This window comes from Thalassospira indica, assembly GCF_003403095.1.
Lineage (GTDB): Bacteria > Pseudomonadota > Alphaproteobacteria > Rhodospirillales > Thalassospiraceae > Thalassospira > Thalassospira indica.
In genome coordinates, this window is record NZ_CP031555.1 from 2,895,489 (window position 1) to 2,914,674 (window position 19,186).

13 protein-coding genes are annotated in these 19,186 nt (G+C 54.5%); 2 read left to right on the forward strand and 11 right to left on the reverse strand.

All coding sequences use genetic code 11. The annotated features are described in order from the left end of the window. Window positions 1-55: 55 nt before the first annotated feature. From DY252_RS13705 to DY252_RS13735, 7 genes are all read right to left on the reverse strand, one after another. Window positions 56-553 (reverse strand): thioesterase family protein, encoded by a 498-nt coding sequence (locus tag DY252_RS13705; protein ID WP_064790474.1) that lies wholly within the window; start codon window positions 551-553, stop codon window positions 56-58. Next, complete coding sequence (gene lhpI, locus DY252_RS13710) at window positions 550-1,491, reverse strand: bifunctional Delta(1)-pyrroline-2-carboxylate/Delta(1)-piperideine-2-carboxylate reductase (RefSeq protein WP_064790475.1); 942 nt, start codon at window positions 1,489-1,491, stop codon at window positions 550-552. Before lhpI ends, DY252_RS13705 begins: the two co-directional genes overlap by 4 nt. Window positions 1,492-1,618: 127 nt before the next feature. After that, a complete protein-coding gene (locus DY252_RS13715) occupies window positions 1,619-2,470 on the reverse strand; it encodes an alpha/beta hydrolase (RefSeq protein ID WP_064790476.1) in 852 nt (283 codons plus the stop codon). A 254-nt stretch (window positions 2,471-2,724) separates the two neighbouring features. Next, the gene (locus DY252_RS13720) at window positions 2,725-4,194 is read right to left on the reverse strand and encodes a M81 family metallopeptidase (RefSeq protein ID WP_064790477.1); all 1,470 of its coding nucleotides are present in this window, start codon (window positions 4,192-4,194) and stop codon (window positions 2,725-2,727) included. A gap of 87 nt (window positions 4,195-4,281) precedes the next feature. Further along, window positions 4,282-5,337 (reverse strand): TRAP transporter substrate-binding protein, encoded by a 1,056-nt coding sequence (locus tag DY252_RS13725; protein WP_064790478.1) that lies wholly within the window; start codon window positions 5,335-5,337, stop codon window positions 4,282-4,284. A gap of 97 nt (window positions 5,338-5,434) precedes the next feature. Next, window positions 5,435-6,715, reverse strand: a complete 1,281-nt coding sequence (locus DY252_RS13730; protein WP_064790479.1) for a TRAP transporter large permease — start codon at window positions 6,713-6,715, stop codon at window positions 5,435-5,437. Further along, complete coding sequence (locus DY252_RS13735) at window positions 6,712-7,233, reverse strand: TRAP transporter small permease (RefSeq protein ID WP_064790480.1); 522 nt, start codon at window positions 7,231-7,233, stop codon at window positions 6,712-6,714. The genes DY252_RS13730 and DY252_RS13735 overlap by 4 nt, the downstream gene beginning before the upstream one ends. A gap of 481 nt (window positions 7,234-7,714) precedes the next feature. On the opposite strand from DY252_RS13735, the gene DY252_RS13740 reads away from it, so the two are divergent. Beyond that, the gene (locus tag DY252_RS13740; protein WP_064790481.1) at window positions 7,715-8,599 is read left to right on the forward strand and encodes a MurR/RpiR family transcriptional regulator; all 885 of its coding nucleotides are present in this window, start codon (window positions 7,715-7,717) and stop codon (window positions 8,597-8,599) included. A gap of 13 nt (window positions 8,600-8,612) precedes the next feature. On the opposite strand, the gene DY252_RS13745 is transcribed toward DY252_RS13740, so the two are convergent. Together DY252_RS13745 and DY252_RS13750 are read right to left on the reverse strand one after the other, a co-directional pair. Next, window positions 8,613-12,944, reverse strand: coding sequence for a translocation/assembly module TamB domain-containing protein (locus DY252_RS13745; protein ID WP_231959814.1), 4,332 nt, complete (start codon window positions 12,942-12,944; stop codon window positions 8,613-8,615). A 101-nt stretch (window positions 12,945-13,045) separates the two neighbouring features. Then, a complete protein-coding gene (locus DY252_RS13750) occupies window positions 13,046-15,055 on the reverse strand; it encodes an autotransporter assembly complex protein TamA (RefSeq protein ID WP_231959815.1) in 2,010 nt (669 codons plus the stop codon). A 288-nt stretch (window positions 15,056-15,343) separates the two neighbouring features. Between DY252_RS13750 and DY252_RS13755 the strand changes: the two genes are divergently transcribed. Then, window positions 15,344-17,314, forward strand: a complete 1,971-nt coding sequence (locus tag DY252_RS13755; RefSeq protein WP_082923609.1) for a GNAT family N-acetyltransferase — start codon at window positions 15,344-15,346, stop codon at window positions 17,312-17,314. Between the two features lie 39 nt (window positions 17,315-17,353). Here DY252_RS13755 and DY252_RS13760 read toward each other — a convergent pair whose 3' ends face one another. Then, a complete protein-coding gene (locus DY252_RS13760) occupies window positions 17,354-18,496 on the reverse strand; it encodes a peptidase C39 family protein (protein WP_064790491.1) in 1,143 nt (380 codons plus the stop codon). Between the two features lie 146 nt (window positions 18,497-18,642). After that, window positions 18,643-19,056 (reverse strand): protein tyrosine phosphatase family protein, encoded by a 414-nt coding sequence (locus DY252_RS13765; RefSeq protein ID WP_008891887.1) that lies wholly within the window; start codon window positions 19,054-19,056, stop codon window positions 18,643-18,645. Between the last annotated feature and the right edge of the window lie 130 nt (window positions 19,057-19,186).

Genomic DNA, 19,186 nt, shown 5'->3' on the forward strand with positions numbered 1-19,186 from the left:
ACGCATCGCAAAGACCAAAACAAAACCCCGCGATCCGATGATGCGGGGCTTTTGATTATTTGCGACGAATGCCGATCTTGCGGCCAACCCCGGATGGGATTGGTAAATTGGCGTGCGCGTCCTTGATCCTGTTTAGCGTTTCCATGATGTCATCGGGGAACGGGGCCGAACGCCGTTCCTTCATGTTGATATGCATGGTGATGATTTCATTGGTCGCAGCCAGCCAGCCCTCAGTGCCATGGCGCATTTCATGATACATGTGAATGCGTTTCTGATCGCAATCCAGAACACGGGTATGGATGACATATGGATCATCCTGATGAATTTCGCGATCATAGGTCACATGCATTTCAAGCCCGAAGGTCGATCCGCCGCGCCGCTCGGGATAGGTATATCCCATCCCCACCGCATCCAGAAACGCCATCGATCCCAGATCGAATGCCACCACGTAATAGCCGACATTCATATGACCATTGAAATCAATCCATTCCGGCTTGATATGCCCGCGAAAGGCTTCAAGCGGTTCTGGCGCAAACAGATCGGTGCTGATCATTTTTCGACGGCCTTCACCACCGCGACCGCCGCGACGAAGTCTTCAAGCGAATGACCAACCGATTTGAAGACCGTGCATTCGCTATCAGTTTCGCGGCCCTTGACCTGCCCGCGTGTCAGACCAAACAGATCGCCGATGATGTCGGATTTGGTAATCGCCCCGGAATCAATCGCCTGAACGACGTCGCCACCCTCGGCACTGGCCCCTTCGAAGCTGTCGACATAGATGCGGCACTTTTGCATGACCGCGTCATCGGTTTCACGCATGGTCGGCTTGAACGCGCCGACCAGATCAACATGCGTACCTTCACGCAACCAGTCCCCATGCACCAGCGGTGCGGTCGAAAGGGTCGCGCACGAAATCAGATCGGCCGTCTTGCATGCCGCTTCCAGATCATCGGTTCCCTTGGCGTTAAAGCCGAGCTCGGTAATCTCGGCGGCGAGTTTTGCCGCCTTTTCGGGATTGCGGTTCCAGATGGTGACATTCTTGATCGGGCGCACCGATGCATGCGCCTTGATCAATTGCGGTGCCATCGCACCCGATCCGACCATGACCATGTCGCGGGCATCCTTGCGCGCCAGATAATCACATGCCAATGCGGATGCGGCGGCCGTGCGGCGCGTGGTCAGTTTGGTGCCGTCAATTACGGCTGACGGTTGCCCTGTGACAGCATCCAAAAGAACATAAGTGCCCGATACCGCCGGAAGATTGCGCGCCGAATTGCCCGGTACGACGGCGGCGATTTTCACACCCGCTGCACCATCTTTTTGCCAGGCAGGCATGATCAGGAAGGTCGCGTCATCCTCGTTGCTGCGTTCCATGTTGAAATGACTGCGCAGCGGTGCTTTGCAGCCTTGTTCAAACCCGTCGCGAAGGGCTTCGACCAGATCACGGGGCGAGACGAATTTTTCGATATCTTCGGCAGTAATGAAACGCATGGGCCTTCCTGTATAAGCATTTTTGTTATCAGTGCGGTAGCGGTCATATTTTATACCACGTTGAGCCACGCACGTCACAGGAAGACCAGCAGTTTTTTATGCTGTTTTGAAGGAATATCAGCGCGATTTACGGCAACAAAAACCGTTTGAGCGTGCCAAACAGGGATCCGGTGCCAAGGAACACTTCTTCAAGCACGGTAAAGTGGTTGGCACCCCATGCCTTATAGACCGAAACCTTAAGCCCGGCACTGCCGCAATAAGCACCATAGGCATCGCTTTGGCGGACAAATTCGGGGCTTTCATTGCCGCCAACCACAACCATCAAACGCGCATCAAGCGGCACACCATCGAGCATCGGTGAATTGTCGGCAGCTGATGCTTCGTCAAGGCGGACATCATCATTGATCGTCGTGTGCCGGATCGGTTCAAGATCAAAAACACCCGCAATCGGCACAATGGCCTCAAACGGCATCGCATCGCCAAGCGTTTCAGCCCAATCATGGGTCGCAAGGCGGGCGACGATTTGACCACCTGCCGAATGGCCGGAAATCGAAATCCGGTCGCGGTCGCCGTTAAATTCTTCGATATGCTGATAGATATAGGTAATCGCGCGCACGGCTTCTTCGGTGATGTCGGCAACCGTGACATCCGGGCACAGATCATAATTCGGGCAAATTACCGTAAAGCCTGCCGCTACCAGATCGCGCGCGACAAACGCATAGTCCTTTTTGTCCTGACTGCGCCAATAACCACCATGGAAAAACACATGCACCGGCGCGCCGGGATCGGAGGCCATGAAAACATCCATGGTTTCCTTAGGACCATCGCCAAAACGGACATCAATCTTGCCGCCCATCTGGGCGCGCGTTTCGTCGGACAGTTTCACGAACCGTTCGAAATGGGTCATGAAATCCGGCACGGTTTCGCGCGGATTATATTGCCATTCCAGCTCTGCAGATGTGAAACCACCCCAACCCATTGATACCTCGATTTTTCCAGTAAGATTACGTCACCGGCTCAATCTTTCTTTAAATTCGGGCTGTTTGCAATCACTTCACCAAATGCAGGCAATTTTAATTGCGCACAACAGACCATGCCCCCACAAAAAAAGAGCCATGACCGGGCATTAAACCCAATCATGGCCCAATCCTTGACCAGTCTTTCGCAGGGAGACTTTGAACGGTTCGAATGTGTGGCTTTTGAACCGCGTTCGACTGGCACAAGGTAAACTTTCTAACCGACCTTTTTTTCAAACGGATCTTCGACAATTGGCCACAGGTCGCGGGTCAAATGGCGATATCCGTTGGTTTTCGGGTCGGACGGGTATGGTCCGTGCACATCGACATAAATGATCTCGCCCGCGATCTTGGCAAACGAGTCATAAAAATGGTTCGTCGATTTGATAAACAGGTATTTCTTCGATACCGGATCAATCCCCATGTTGGAAAACAGGCTGGGGTCAAAGCTTTGCGACCGGTTGGTATTAAGGATCACCTCACCCCCGTCCGGCAGGATGATCACCGCACAATCGCCAAGCGGCACGATGCTTTCACCGAAATACTGCCAGGCATCACGTTTTAGCGTTTTGACCCGGACCTCGGCATCAATTGGCAAGCCGGCATGCGCGCCGGTTTTCCCACCAAAACGCAGGGGTAAAACTGCGCCCTCGCCCGCGGAAAAACAGGTCCGGACTGCCATCGGATCCCACAGGGTGCCAAAGGCATAATCGCGCAAACCGCGTTCAATCACCGCACGCAGCAAAATGGTGCTGTCACCCGGCACACCACCGCCCGGATTATCCCAGACATCGGTCAGGACAATCGGTTTGGCGTCCGACGCCAAGGCCTGATCAAGGGCCTCGTCGGGTATTACGAATCTCGGGCGGGTGGCCCCACGGAAACCAAACAACTCAACCCCCAGGTCGTGTGCTATCTGCTTGGCTTCCGCAGGGTTATCGTTGGTGGTGACAATCACCTTGGCCCCAAGATCGGGCACGTCGCCGGCCATAAATCCGTGAATGAAGGATACCGATAAAATATCCCCCGTTCCTTCCATTGCCTTTGCCCGATCAATGAACGATCGCATCGGTTCGCGTGAGGTCGGCAGGACCTCGATCATATGACAGTCAAAAACTTCCTTGGTTGGCTTGATTTCGCCGCGCAATGTGTGCAGGACAAGATCAACCACGGCCCGCCCGGTTTCAACAAAGTCGGTGTGCGGGAATTCTTTGAACGCGACAATGATGTCGGCGTTATCAACGCGTTTTGCGCTCAGATGGCTATGCGGATCATAACTGGTGCCTATCACAACATCAGGACCGACCAGTGCGCGCACACGTGCCACCAGATCACCTTCACAATCAAGGTAATCCTGGGCAACCATCGCCCCATGCAGACCAAGGATCACGCCATCGATCGGCATGGCCGCACGCAATTGACCAAGCACCTCGTCGCGCAACTGTTCATAAGTTTGACGATTAACCAGCCCGCCTGGTTCCGCCCATGTCGCGGTCCCTTCGATCAAATCCCAGCCTTCCTTGGCCGCGCGCAGGCGACCTTCGGTAAAGACGGCACTGCAAAGTGTCGGTGTAACCGGATGCTGGCCCGGCGGGGCATAAAAGCTTTCCTGAAAATCGGAAAAATCAGTGCGCAAAGGTGAAAATGTATTGGTCTCGGTTGCAATCGAGGCGCAAAAAATCCGCATGGCCCGTGCCTTTGTTATTGGTCTTTTGATATCAGCTAAAGAATTCCGAAGGGGCGAGAACCCCGCCCCTTCGGCAATTGGAATGGCTTATTCCATGTAGCGGTTGGCGTTGGCCTTCTCGACTTCTTCCTTGAACAGGTTCAGAAGTTTGACACCTTCATCGCCAAGGCTTTCCTGAACGTGTTTGACCACGACCGGCTGGGTCGCCTCTTTGAACTTTTCGCGATCTTCGGACGACAGCGCGGTGATTTCCATTTTGTCCTTCAGACCGGCCAGACCACGATCAGAAGCCTCGATCACGCGCGACACGCCACGGCTTGCAACCACGCAAGACTGTGCCGCGTAACGAATGATTTTCTGCTGATCGGCGGTCAGGTCATCCCAGAATGCCTTCGAAAGCATCATGGTGTAAGGCGAGAACAGGTGGTTGGTCAGGGTCAGATAGCCCTGAACTTCGTTGAATTTGACAAAGGTCACGGTCGGAACCGGGTTCATCTGGCCATCGATCACACCGGTCTGAAGACCGGCATAAACTTCGCCCCAAGCCATCGGATATGCTTCGGCACCAAGGGCCTGCATGATTTTCTGATGGGATGGCAGTGACATGGTACGAATGCGGATACCCTTGAAATCTTCAAGTGTTGCAATCGAATGCTGCGAGTTGGTCACAGCAAAGAACCCGCCGGTATCCGGGAAGCCAAGAACCTTCACATCACCAAGTTCATTTTCGATATCGCTTGCGAGAGTTTCGCCAAACGGGCCATCAAACACATCATAGGTCGATGCGTTGCTATCAAACGCAAAGGCAAGGTTCAGAACATCGATGCGCGGATAGTAAGACGCCAGCGCACCGGTCGATGTCAGCGTGCCCTGGATCAGGCCATCACGCACCATCTGGACATGTTCGGCAGCCGAACCAAGCTGGTTGGACGGATAAACTTCGACTTCGATTTCGCCGTTGGTGTCGGCTTCGACGATGTTGGCGAAAACAGCCGTGCAGGCATGTGCCGGGTTTTCAAACAGGTCGGTCTTGTTGTCGTGCGCGAATTTAAGAACCTTCGGCTCTGCGAATGCCATCGAGGTGCTGCCCATCAGCATCGCGGTTGCAAGGGCGGCTGCGCCCAAACGCTTTACGGTTTTCATTTCTACCTCTCCTTGATTTAACGACTTTATGTGTCCGGCATTTTTGTGGTGTGTGCCCCGGCCCGGACCTGACCGGGGCTGTATTCATCCCGATGACCTACCGGAAGCCCAGCAATCGCGGTATCACGAGGGCAAGGTCCGACCAGAAGGCAAACAGGAACAGCACGCCCAGCTCGGCCAAAAGGAACGGCCAAAGTTGTGCGGCAATCTTTTCAAGCTTTTCACCTGTGACGGATGACAGGACAAACAGACAGGCCCCGACAGGCGGCGTCATCAGCGAGATATTGAGTGCCAGGATAAAGATGATCCCGGCATGGATCGGGTCCATGCCGATCTGAACGGTCAGCGGCACCAGAACCGGGGCCAGAATGATCAGGATGGCGTTGATATCCATCACCATGCCGATCATCAAAAGCAGACCGACAATCATGAAAATCACGATGTAGGGATTTTCTGAAACGCCCAGAACCATGCTGGCGACTTCTTGCGGAATACGGTTAAAGCTCAGCCACCAACCCAGGATCGAGGCAAAGGCGATGATGACAAAGATCACCCCGGTCACACGGGCCGTGCGCACCAGCATCTTGAAGAAATCAGCAAAACTAAGCGCGCGATAGACAAACACGCCAATGAACAGGGCATAGGCCACGGCAACCGATGCGGCCTCGGTCGGGGTGACGATCCCGCCAAGGATACCGCCCAGAATGATCAATGGCATAATGAGTGCGGTGATCGACGATTTGAAAATCTTCCAGACTTCCAGAAGCGACGCGCGGCGTTCATTTTTCGGCAGGTTCTTGGACCGTGCGGTAACGGCAATCACAGTCATGCAAATCAGACAGATCATAAGCCCGGGCAGGATACCGGCGGCAAACAGACCGCCGATTGAAACGCCCATCAGCGATCCATAGACCACCATCAAGCCGGATGGCGGGATAGTCGGGCCGATAATCGACCCCGCCGCAGTCACCGCACAGGCATAATCACGGCGATATCCGCGTTCGACCATGGCAGGCACCAGCGTCTTGCCAAAGGCCGCGGCATCGGCGGTTGCGGCCCCGGTTAGACCTGCAAAGAAAACCGATGCCAGCATGTTGGTATGCGCCAGACCGCCGCGCATATGCCCGACCAGCGCCTGGGCGAATTTCACCAACCGACTGGTAATGCCGATATGGTTCATGATTTCGCCCGCCAGAATAAAGAACGGCATGGCAAGGAACGGGAACACATTCAGCCCGTTAAAGACCTTGCTTGGACCCTGGGATAAAAACATCCCCCCGCCCATATCAAACAGGCCAACAACCCCTGCCACACCCAGGGCAAAACCAATCGGCATGCCCAGAACCATCAGAACGACAAAAATAATGGCGACGATCATTCTGCGCCCTCCGCAAGATCAACCGGGACAAAACGGCCCTGATCACGCAAGGCAACGAGAAGGAGCTGAATGGCTGCAAGCAATGCCGAAACAGGTACGGCCGCATAGGGCAGTGCCAGTGACATGCCGAAAATCATCGCCTGACGGCGCATACCGCCCTGGGCGAAATCAAATCCATAAATCGCAAGGTAAAGGAAGGCTGCGAGCGCAATCAGATCCACCAGAAACAGGATTGTGCGCTGGATCGGCATCGGCAGGCTTAGAACAAACATGCCAATCCCGATATGTTCGCGCCGCGCAATCCCGGCCGAGATCGCCAGAAGTGCCGCCCATATCATCAGGTAGCGCGCCAGTTCTTCCGGCCATGGCAGTTGCCAATGAAAGATGTATCGGTCAACGACACCCAGCCAGACGTCCAGAACAAGAACAAGCATCAGAACAGCTATGATGCGTTCAACCACCCAATTCAGGCACCGGCTTGCGGTTACAGCTGTGGTTTCAATACGGCGTAAAGCCATCTCCGCCAAACTCTCCACTGATCAAATGTTATGTAATTTTTCTACATACTGAGGTTCATTTTGTAGTTTGTCTACATTATTTATCTCCAAAATTTCATATTTTTGCTCTTAAACTGACTTTTAAACTGCTATAAGTAGCTTAACTACATTATGAGGTTTCGCAGCGCCCCTGTTTCGATCTGACTTTCAGGCAGGAAATTCACCAATTGGATCAATGATTAAGACGCCCAGGATCCCAATGACCCAAAGCCCGAAACAGTAACTTCGCCGTCTCGTGCATTGAATAACTACATGGTCGATTTCGACCGGGTTAATGTCGGGCAAAACGATGATATTTGATGTGAGAAAACACGCATGCGGGGTACTGACATGACGCTTAAATTGAAATTGTGGCTATCGCCTGCAAACGGAAATAATGTTAGTTCCCAATAAGGTGTCGGTTTTGACACATCAAACCAGATAGACGGATCAGGTCGATTCCATGCAACAAACCGCCGACATCATCAGCCTGCTGCGCAGCCAGTCGGGCAAATTCCCGAACCGCGAACAACTGGTCGCGGACTATGTCAGCGCACATCTGGAAGATGTCACAACCATCGCCCTGTCCGATCTTGCCAAGAATGTGGGGGTCAGCGAACCGACCGTTATCCGGTTTTGTCGCACATTGGGTTGCGACGGGTTCCGCGATTTCAAAATCCGCTTGGCGCAAAACCTTGCTGTCAGCATTCAGTATCTGACATCCGAAGACATTTCAGACGACACAACCGCCGCAGACGTTCTGTCAAACCATGTGCTGGGCGTGATCATTGATAACCTGCGTCTTCTGCGTGATCAGTTATCCTCCGATCAAATTGATCAGGCTGCCGATATTCTGGTCAAGGCACGTCAGGTGGCGTTTTTCGGGGTTGGCGGGGGATCGACCACTGTGGCTTTTGATGCCGCAAACCGCTTTTTCCGGCTGGGAATTCCAGCGCAATCACAAAGTGACGGCTATTTGCAGCGTATGCTGGCCTCGACCTTTGGCGCAGAGGACGTAATATTTGCGATCTCCACCAGTGGTCGCCCGACGGAAATCATCCATTCTGCTGCCATTGCCCGCCAATATGGTGCCAAGGTCATCTCCTTGACCAATCCTGACAGTCCGCTTGCCGCCGAAAGTGATCTGGTCATATCAATCAATATGCCGGAAAACCCTGACATCTATAAACCAACCGCCACACGCCACGCGTTTCTGGCGACAATTGATGTGATTGCGACGGCTGTGGCACGACGCATGCCCGATCAGGCCAAGGAAAAGCTCAGACGCATTCGCTCATCCCTGCTGACGGTCAATCCCCCAACCGGCCGCCAACCCATCGGCGACTAAGGTTTGTGCTGTCTTAGTAATCAAGTCTGTATTGGATACCGGCCTTGCTATCGATTTCGGTGGTTTCGCTGGTGACACTGATATTTGGTGTGACTTCGATCTCGACTTCGACGCCACTTGATCCCGGCGTTGACCCCGCCTTGGTGCCGACATAGACCCCCTCTATCAGGTATTTGCCAACCTTGACCTCCGGCCCGTCTTCGCCACCACCAACGCGCAGGACATCTGCACCGATAAAGCGCTGGATGCTGCCAACCACATCAAGACCACTGCCACCGCCAGAAAGTTCGTTCAGGGCACTTGCCAGTTGCACGGCCTCGACTGCCGAAAGGCTGCCTTGGGATTTACCAAACAGGACCTGAGACAGGATCTCGTCTTCCGGCAGGGACGGATTGGACGACAGCACCAGTTCCGGATCGCTTGACGGCCCCTGGAAGCCTGCGGTTACAACGAGATCTTCGGTGGTGTAGACCCCTTCGATATCAAGCATCGGATCAGGGGGCGACGCACCGGCAAAGGTAATCTGAGAATCCCGGATGACAAAGGTTTTGCCGATGACATCAAGCTGCCCGCGCAAGGCAGATAACTGCCCGGTGATGCGCGGACCATCGGTGGTTCCGGCAATTTCAAGTCGCCCGCCCCACTCGGAATCAAGTCCCTTGCCACGCACAAACAGACGTCCCGGGATATCAACGGTCACATCAAGATTACCGGTAAAGGCGTCATCCGCTTCCTCTGTATCCTCGGTCTTTTCGGCCTGCGAAGCGTCCGGCAGGTTTTCAATCTCGATGGTCGGAACCGATTCCGGCAAGGCCAGGGTCAGATCGACCTCCCCGCGCTGGACCGACACCGTGCTTTGGATATCGGCCTCCGACTGGGATCCTGTCACGCTGGCTTTTACATCCGCCCAGAATTGCAGTTCATCCTTACGTGATACGGCAACATTGCGCAGATCAGCCGAAACGTCATAGCGCATCTCCCCGCCGTCAAGCAGATCAAGATCAACCGATGCATCAACAGTGCCTTTGCCGCCATCCGTGGCCGTAATGGACGGAATGGAAAGACCCGCCTGATCAAAGGTGCCCTCAAGCGTCATCTGATCAAGGATGGTGCCGTACTCGAGGTTTTCATATCGTCCATTGGCAAGCGCAACATCCCCGTTCCAGCGGATGTCATCAAGCGTCCCAGCGACATCAAGCGCAAGTTTGATCTTGCCCGACATCTGATGATCGGGTGCCGGGACATAAGGCCAGAATTCGGCAATTTGACCATTCACACGCACGCGGGCAGAAACCGGCGCAGCAAGATCCGGGCTGAATTCCTGTTCAAGCACAGAAATCGCAAGCGGAACATTGCCTTCGGCTGTCAGTGCTTCGACATCGCCATTACCAAGCGACGCCTGCCCTGCAAGTTTTCCGTCCTCAAGCGTGATATCAAGCCGCATTTCAAAGGGCTTCAGCCCCGCGACTGCCTTTGCCGTGATGCCGGAAATGCGGCCATTGACCTGTGCACTTGGCAAGTTCCCGCGTGTTTCACGCAAGGACGCATCAAGATTTGCGGTGCCGCTCAGCCCGTCAAAGCCGGAAATACGCCCCCACGGACCAAGATCAAAATCATTAAGGTGCAGCTCACCCGAAATGGATTTTTGCCCGGCTTCCTGATCAAGGCTTGCGACAAGATGGCCGGTGCCAACCGTCAGGTCGGCGTCGAGTTGCTGCCGACCGTTTTCACGCAAAACAAGTTCCAGTGGTTTTCGAAGCTCAATCGTCTGATCGCCAATGATCGCTTCAAGCCGATTGGCCATCACAGCGATATCATTGCCAAGCGACAGATCAGCAGCCAAGTCGGTCGAAATCGGCACATTGCCCTGATAAAGACCTGAACTGGTCAGCGTAATGGCAAGGGCATCCATGCCGCCGTCAAGATCAAGGGCAAGCTCGTCAACCGCAATTGATCCGGCAATAATGTCACGGCCATCCAGCTCCGCTGAAATTTCCGGTACGTCAAACGCATTGCCGATCTTCGCGGTCAGTTCAACATCCTCGATCATTGTCGGATTGGTGCCATCTGTGCTTGCCATCCGCAGGCCCTTGGCCGATGCATTTGCCGTAATGCTTTGGCGTTGCCCATCCGGACGAAGGGCAATATCGGCCGTCACGGTACCGTTCACCAAGCTCACACCAAACTGATCGAGAAATTCGGCATCGAGATTTGACAGTGTAACATCACCGCGCATTGGAATGCTGTAGTCGGGCAAGGCAATATCGCCACTTAACGCGACATGCTCGCCTTCAAACGATATCTGCTCAACACGGAGCGCATCTTCAGGCAGAACAAGATTTGCAGCCACTTCGTAAGGACGGCTGGCAAAGGTGAAGTTGCCATTATTGGCAAGTGACAACACCGACTGTTCTGACCAAGTCATGCGGCTTGTCAGCACGATATCAGAGAATTTCTGACCCGAAACAGCAAGGCTTGGAACACTTAATTCAAACGTCCCCGGGGGTGCCGCCAAGTCACCTTCGAGGTTGGCTGTCAGCTTTGCCGGGGCCATTTCAATGCCCAGATCCGGCGGCACGGCACCAGATGCAATATCAAGCGTGCTTTCAAGCGACAGTTTCCCGAATGCCTCTGTAATGCGAAGCATCAGCGGACCGTCAATCATCGCGGTATCAAGTGCACTGACTTCAACGCTGAGATCAAGATCAGGCGCAAGAGTTACATCGCCCGTGATACGCGGCTCGGAGCCGACGATACGATCAAGGTCGGCAATCCCGAAACCGGCCTGACTGGCTGAAACCTCAATCCCGGTTTCCAGACCACTGGCCTCCGACCAGGTCAGGCCGGGCAAGGCAACCTGCCCCTGCCCGCGCAGATCAAGTCCCGAAATCGGCGCAAAAATGGCAAGATCGCGGATATCGGCAACGATGTTCGATGTCGTGACGACCAGATCTTCGTTCACGTCCGCCTGCCCGCGCAGAGTCATATCAGGCGTGTTCAATGCCAGATTGCGGATCGAAATGTCGGCAAATTCCGGCGACATCCGCGCATCAAATGACAGATCCTGCGCCGCCCCCAGAAACGCGCCGAGATCCGGGTCATCCCAATCCGTGCCGGTTGCAGAAAATGCGACGGTTGCGTCAAGTGGCTCATCCGCGTCATCGGGGGCCGCCATATCGGCCTGCAAGGCGATGTCGCCGATACGCGACACAGGCGTTTTCACATCGCGACCATTTACCCGCAGCGCCACACCGGGCATCGAAAGATTGCCATTGGCCTGAACGGAAAGCCCAAGTTCCGCCCATGAAACCGCACCATCAAGAAGTGCCGACATTTCAGGATCAATATCGGCCGTTAAATCGGCCGTCATCAGGCTGTCATCAAGGTCAAGTTCCGTTGTGCCAGATAGCGCCAGCATATCTGCCATAGCGATGGAAATGCGATCAAACGAAAGGATTTGTTCTGATTGATCAAATGCCCCACCAATGCCCAGCGCGACTTCTTTGTCCATGCTTGCAGGCAACTGTTCGCTTATGCGTTCCTGCGGCGAAACCGAACCGTCTACGGCAAATGCCACAACATCCGAAGACAGTTGAACGCCAATGTCGCTTGCAAGCGATGCATAGCCCGCCGCCGACAGGTCAATCTTGCCTTTCCAGTCATTGGCCGGACCATCGCCATTAAGCGCAATCTTGATATCTGTTGCGCTGGCCGGATCAACGCCGGCCAGGGTCATGACAAGCCCTTCGCGCCCCAAGGCGCCATTAATTTCGGCGGCCAACCGTTGCTCGGGACCATCAAAATCCAGATCAAGTTTTATCTGGTCGGTACCGCCATCACGCGGCTGCAAATCGAGAAATGCCGTCGCAGACAGGTTTGTGCCAACCTTTGCCCGCCCATTCAGGCTATAGAGGAAACTGTTGCCTGTCATCGGATCAACAATCGCAATTTCGCCAAGCTCAAGCGCATCAAGCGAAACAGCCAGCGGCATTGAAAAACCGCCGCCGTCTTCATCTTCTTCCTCAACCGTTTCCGGTGCTGTGCCATCTGGCAAAATGACATTTGCCGACGCCAGAGCGATCCGGTTGATTTGCAATTTCCCGCCAAGGAGCGCTGTTGGCGACCAGTCGAAGTCAACGTCCTTAAGCGCCACGTGCAAACCGTCTGCTGCACGGTCCATCTTTACCTGATCAAGTGTCAGACCGGTCCATAGGATGCCTTCAATCTCGCCCAGTGCAAATTCGCTGTCGGTCGCGGCGGACACAGCTTCGTTAATCATCGGTGTTGCCATGCGCAACACCGGCCCCGTCCCGGCAACGGCAATCACGCCGACAAGTCCAAGCACGGTTCCACCAAAACCATACGCAGCATAGCGCAACCATTTTCGGTTTTGGCGGCGAGGTGTTGCGGGTTTGGGATCGATCGGTGGTGTCGTGTCAGACCCGGTCAAAATGCTTGCCCCAGACTGATATAGAATTGGAAATCATCATCAACATTGTCGCGTTTATCAAGCGGCACCGCGACATCAAACCTAAGCGGCCCGACCCCCGTGTAATAGCGGAAGCCAAGACCGGCAGCCCAGAGAAGACTTATGTCTTCGGGTTCGGATCGGGCATAGACATTGCCGCCTTCGATGAAGGGCACGATGCCAAAGCTTTCGGTCACACGGGCGCGGAATTCGGCCCCGACTTCCAGTACGGAACGTCCGCCAAGCGGATCATGATCATCATCAAGTGGCCCGACTTTCTGGTATTCGTAGCCCCGGATGGATCCGCCACCGCCGGAATAATATCGTTTGTTCGATGGCAGATTGCCGCGATCCTCACCAATAATCGTGCCGGTACGCGCACGGGCAGCCAGGACATAATCACCATCTTCGTCAATCGACAGGTATTGCGACCCGACGACCGATACGGTGGTAAACCCGGTATCCTTGTCTGTCAGGCCCATATAGGGCGACACGTTGATTTCAAAACGGTTTCCGCGTGTCGGATCAAGCGGATTGTCGGTGTTGTCATGGCGCAAGATGCCCCGCAAACCGGCAAGATAGAATTCCTCGTTCGGGGAGTCTGAGCCGGTCAGGTCGGAATATTCTGCGGTGACACCAAATGTGGTTGTCCAGTTTTCCCAAAGCGGACGTTCGATACCGGCAAAGCTATCAAGCGTTGAACCCTTATAGGCGTCGGTATCGTTGTTCTTGGCGTTGGCCTCAGCCACAAAGGACTGGCGACGTTCCAGGAATTGCGGTTTTTTGAATTCTGCCGACAGACCTTGTTCAAGGCTTGAAACATCAATCCCCAGCCGCAGGCGTTCACCAGCACCAAACAGATTACGATGTTCCCAGAACGCATTTGCCCCTGGGCCTTCGGCGGTTGAGAAATCAAGCCCGCCACCGATTGAACGCATTTTGCGTTCAACCACTTCAATCTCGACCGGGATTTCGCCATTGTCATTAACCGGACCGGCGACCTTGACAATCACACTGTCAAACAGGTTGGTTTGCGCCAGATCACGCCGCGTGGTGCGCACCTGTTCGGGATGATATTGCTCGCCTGACCGCCAGCTGCGGTATCCTGCGATGAAGTCCGCATCGACGTCCTCTGCACCATTAACGGTGATCTTGCCAAAATCGGCCTGCGGTCCGGTTTCAAAGGCATAATTGATCGTAATGGTTTTTTGCGCGGTGTCGGCCAGTACGGTTCGCTTGCCAGCCTCGACAAGCGGATAGCCCTGTTCGCGCAGGATATCCACACCGTATTGTTCGCCCAGAATGATTGGCTCCGCAGTCGCGCGTTGCCCGATCTCAAGGCGGGTCTTTTCAAGTTCCTTATCCGTCGCATGGCGTTCCACCACGCGATCAGGGTATGTGATCACAAGGTTCACCGCCGAAATCAGATAAGGTGTGCCGACATCGATATTATAGGTCAGAACCAGTGGTGTCGGCTGTTCGGATGTTGATGCCAATGCATCATCCCCGGACTGGCCATCCGCCGGATCTTGCTCTGAACCAGCATCAGATGCGTCTTCGGCTGGCGCACTATCCGATGCGTCTGCGGCTACCTTTTCATTAATCTCAAATGTGATCTGACCGTCATAAAACCCCTTGGATCGAAGAACAGCCTGAAACCGTTCGACATCGTCTTCGGCACGGCGTTGCAGGCCCGCGCGCGACGCTGTCGGGCGCGATTGCAGACGGCGTGCTGTACTGACCCCCTCCAGCGCCGCAATCAGATTTTCTTCCTGTGGATCGATGCCGGCAATTTCGACTTCATAGGGGATGGTTTGTTGCAGATCATTTTGCGCAATCTCGCTATCAGCACCGTCGCCAAAGCCAAGCACACCAGTTAGCCCCTCGTCCGAGGTGCACGCCGAAAGCATCGACCCTGCCAGTAAAAGCGGAACGATTGCAAAGCTGCGCCTGTGGATCGGAGATGTGTCTAGGATGCGTTTATTCAAACCATCTTGCCCTTGAAAGCTTTGCGGACGCAGTGCAACGTACGCCAACCTGTTTGTTTCTGATCTCTTGTTTATATAAGTGCAAACGATCAGGATGATTAAATGTTTCACAGCAGTCTTTTGAAAACACCTTATTTTCATTGGACGTACTGGTCGAGTGTGACCTATGCCATGATCCATGAAAAAAAGGCATGGCTATGAACAATAAATGCGCTTGCGACGAACGATCTTTGGGCGTACCGGAAGTTGAGCGCAACATATTTACCCTCATCGTAGGAGAGCTGCACAGTGACTTTGCCCCAGACCAATACTGTCATCATCCGTGCAGCCGTGCGCGACGACCTTGATGGTCTTTGCGCCCTTGAAAGCGGCAATTTCGAAAGCGACCTGATTTCGCGGGCTTCTTTTTCGCGGTTCCTGCGTCAGGCCAGCGCGCGCCTTCTTGTTGCAGACGCCGGCGATGCCGATCATCCTGAAATTGTCGGCTATGGTTTGCTGTTGCTGCGCACCAATACCGTTACAGCACGGATTTACTCGCTGGCGATTGCAAAAGACTGGCGCGGCAAGGGTTTGGGCACACAGCTATTGGCTGGCCTTGAAAATCTGGCGATGGATGCGGGATGCACGCGCATGCGCCTTGAAGTGCGTGTGACCAATGAAACCGCGCGCAATCTATATGAACGTCATGGCTATGTCCGGATTGCCGACCTTCCAGGTTACTATGAAGATGGCAGTGATGGCATCCGCCTTGAACACGCGCTTTATGACGGCGAAAGCGCTGTCAGCCCGGCTGTTGCCACCGGCGCGCCGCTGATTTTGGTCGACCGTCTGTCGGATCAACGCTTTGCCGTATCGGGGGCACGCGTGATGCGGGTCCGAGATTATCTCGCACTTGATCACGGTGTGCGCAACCGGCGTGTGATCAACCTGTGCCAATCCTATGAATATCTGTCGCGGGGCTATTATTGCAGCCTGCTTGCGGCAGCCCGTGCAGAGCGCGTCATTCCCGAGGCCGATGTTCTTTTGGATTTGAACTGGAAACGGCTTCAGAAAACTGCCCGTGCGGAACTCAGCCCTCAAATCATCGAGGCACTGGAAAAATCCGGCCAGACACCTGATCAGGCACCCGATCATATCGATGTCTATTTCGGGCGGACCGCCAACAAAAAGTTCCGTCAGATTGGCGAACGCGCCTTTGATCAGTTCCGCTGCCCTATTCTACGCCTGCACCTAAACAAGCAGGATCGCAGAATTTTGCGCGAAATCGAGGCCCCGTCGATCAGCCAGCTTGATGACGACAAACTTGTCGAGTTCGAGGCCGCATTGCGCGCCTATTTGCGCGGACGTGTGCGCAAACAGGGTAACGTCACCCCGCCGACCGCCCTTGTCGCGATCCTCCATGACCCGGATGAAGTTCTGCCACCGTCCGACAAGGAGGCGCTGGCCAATTTCGTGCAGGCTGCGTCCGATCTTGGGGCCAAGGCCGAACTGATTACGGCCAAGGATTTCCATCATCTTTCGGAATTTGATGCCCTTTTGATCCGCGAAACCACCGCCCTTGATCACCATACCTATCGCTTTGCCAAGCGGGCGGTAAAGGAAGGCATCCCGGTAATTGATGATCCGGACTCGATGCTGCGTTGTACCAACAAGGTCTATTTGGCGGAATTGCTGCGCACGCACCGTATCCCGGCACCCAAAAGTGCGATTTTCGACAAGCGCCGCATTCCCGACATCGCAAAGCAATTCAGCTTCCCGTCGGTTCTGAAGGTACCGGATGGCTGCTTCTCGCGCGGGGTGCGCAAGGTAAAATCGCCAGAACACCTGAATGAAGTCGCGACCGAGATGTTCAAGAACTCCGAACTTCTCGTCATTCAGGAATATGTCGAAACCACCTTTGACTGGCGGATTGGTGTTCTGGGTGGTGAAGCCATCTTTGCCAGCCGCTATTTCATGGCACCGGGCCACTGGCAGATCGTCAAACATGAATATGATGGCAAAAGCTATGAGGAAGGCGGGTTTGAAACCCTTGCGGTCGAAGATGCCCCTGCCGACATCGTTGCCACGGCTCTTGCCTCTGCACGTTTGATGGGCGATGGCCTTTATGGCGTGGACGTTAAGGAAACGCCTTATGGCCCGATGGTGATCGAGGTGAATGACAACCCGAACATCGATGCCGGGGTTGAGGATGTGGTGCTTGGCATGGATTTGTATCGCCGGATCATTGCGCACTTGCTGGGCAAGATCGCGCGACCCTGAGCAGTCATAGCAAATCAATAAAAGTAAAAGGCCGGGTCTTTACCCGGCCTTTTTGTCTATGAAGACGGCAGCTTGCAGTTTATCGCGGCCATAGCGCGCCATCAGATCAAACTCGTGACGCAAGATCGGCACAGACAGGCAATCACTGCCGGTATAGGGTTCATGATCTTCGCCGATATCGGGATCGCTGACATAGACAAACCGGTCATCAAAGCCCGAAACCACCACCCAGTGCGGGATTTTATCGCCATAAATACGGTACTGGCTGATCAGGACCAGGGCCATCTTGCCCTGTTTGGTGCGTTCTTCGATCTCGGCAATGCCAAACGGGCCGGTCGTAACCGAAATACCGGCATCAAGTGCCTGACGGGCAAAGTCGTAATGAACCAGTTCGACCACTTCGCGGTTTTTCGGTTTGCGCACGGTATCAACGAATAGCGGCCCGTCCCGGCTGCTCAGCACTTCGACATCAAAGCCGCGCTTGTGCGCCGCCAACGCCAGCCCCAGCGGGCCACAGCCGCCATGCCCGGACGTCATGAAAATCGTGGTGGCTTCGCGCCACAACGCAATCTCAAGATTACGATCAAGTTCGATATCCTGATCCAGCGCATTCATCGCCATCATCAAGGCCGCCGGACCACAGGTAAATGGCAGGGTCTGGTGATAGAAATGGATCGGCGATGGCAAATGCATGGCATTGGGAACCAATACCTTTTCCATGCGAAGCGCATTCGAATGATCGGGATAATAATCCGGATAAAGTGCAAATTCGCGATATCCGACTGCCTTGAAAAGCCGGATCGCATCCTTGTTTTTCTGGCTGACTTCAAGGCGCAGGATCGGTGTGCCGAAATCAAGGCTGAGTTCTTCGGCCCGTTCAATCAGGGCACGACCAATCCCCTGCCCGCGCTGATCAGGTGACACCGCCATCGAATACAGGCGCGCAAGTGCTACGTTGCTGCGAAAAATCACCAGCGCGTAGCCCACAACAACGCCCCCGTCCCTGGTGGTTTCCGCCACGGTCAGACGGGCGGTTTCACTGCCGACGAAACGTTTGAAGGCGCGCCGTGTCAGTCGGTCGACTTCAAAGGACCAGTTTTCGATCTCGCACAGGGCGTCGAGATCTTCGCTCTTGGCCAGTCGAAATCTGATGTTGGAAAGTTGGTCTGCGTTTGACGTCATACCGGTGCCACTTGATAAAACCATGCCAGATACAGCATGCGCGGACATATCGTCATGAAACGCACAAAAGGAATAGTGCAATTTATGCGATGCTCACTGCGTTTTTTGCACAGCAATGCACCGCATAACCTGCAAATTCAAACGGCTTAGCCGCGTGCTGCAATCCGTGGTGCCAGCGGTGCCATATCATACCCGGCCTCAGCCGCGGCCTTGACGATATCGCCAACCTGCATCTGCCCGGCATTGGCCAGCGACCACAGGATGGTGCAGCGTGTACCACTGCGGCAATAGGCAAAGATGGGCTTTTCGGCGGCGGCCAGATTGGCCGCAAAGGCATCTGCATCCGCATCCGACACATTGCCACTTGCGACGGGCTGGAAGATCGCCTTCATACCGGCAGCCTCGGCCTTGGCGGCGACTTCGGAAAATGACGGCTGCCCAGGATCTTCGCCGTCCGGGCGGTTGCAAATGATGGTTTTGAAACCGGCCGCAGCAATTTCGTCAATCGCAGCAAGCGGCATTTGCGGGGATACAGTCAGTTCATCACTCAGGCGTTTCATTTTTATATTCCGTTCGTCGTTGCTGGTCGCCGTGCCCAAACGTCGGGCATCAACAGCACGTCTATCCAACATACCGCAGAGATCTACGGACGCCAGCATAACGTTCAAACAACAACAGATCGAACGGAAT

Coding starts and splice junctions, on each gene's coding strand:
- DY252_RS13705 (WP_064790474.1), bottom strand. CDS start 553: ATGATCAGCACCGATCTGTTTGCGCCAGAACCGCTTGAAGCCTTTCGC.
- lhpI (WP_064790475.1), bottom strand. CDS start 1,491: ATGCGTTTCATTACTGCCGAAGATATCGAAAAATTCGTCTCGCCCCGT.
- DY252_RS13715 (WP_064790476.1), bottom strand. CDS start 2,470: ATGGGTTGGGGTGGTTTCACATCTGCAGAGCTGGAATGGCAATATAAT.
- DY252_RS13720 (WP_064790477.1), bottom strand. CDS start 4,194: ATGCGGATTTTTTGCGCCTCGATTGCAACCGAGACCAATACATTTTCA.
- DY252_RS13725 (WP_064790478.1), bottom strand. CDS start 5,337: ATGAAAACCGTAAAGCGTTTGGGCGCAGCCGCCCTTGCAACCGCGATG.
- DY252_RS13730 (WP_064790479.1), bottom strand. CDS start 6,715: ATGATCGTCGCCATTATTTTTGTCGTTCTGATGGTTCTGGGCATGCCG.
- DY252_RS13735 (WP_064790480.1), bottom strand. CDS start 7,233: ATGGCTTTACGCCGTATTGAAACCACAGCTGTAACCGCAAGCCGGTGC.
- DY252_RS13740 (WP_064790481.1), top strand. CDS start 7,715: ATGCAACAAACCGCCGACATCATCAGCCTGCTGCGCAGCCAGTCGGGC.
- DY252_RS13760 (WP_064790491.1), bottom strand. CDS start 18,496: ATGACGTCAAACGCAGACCAACTTTCCAACATCAGATTTCGACTGGCC.
- DY252_RS13765 (WP_008891887.1), bottom strand. CDS start 19,056: ATGAAACGCCTGAGTGATGAACTGACTGTATCCCCGCAAATGCCGCTT.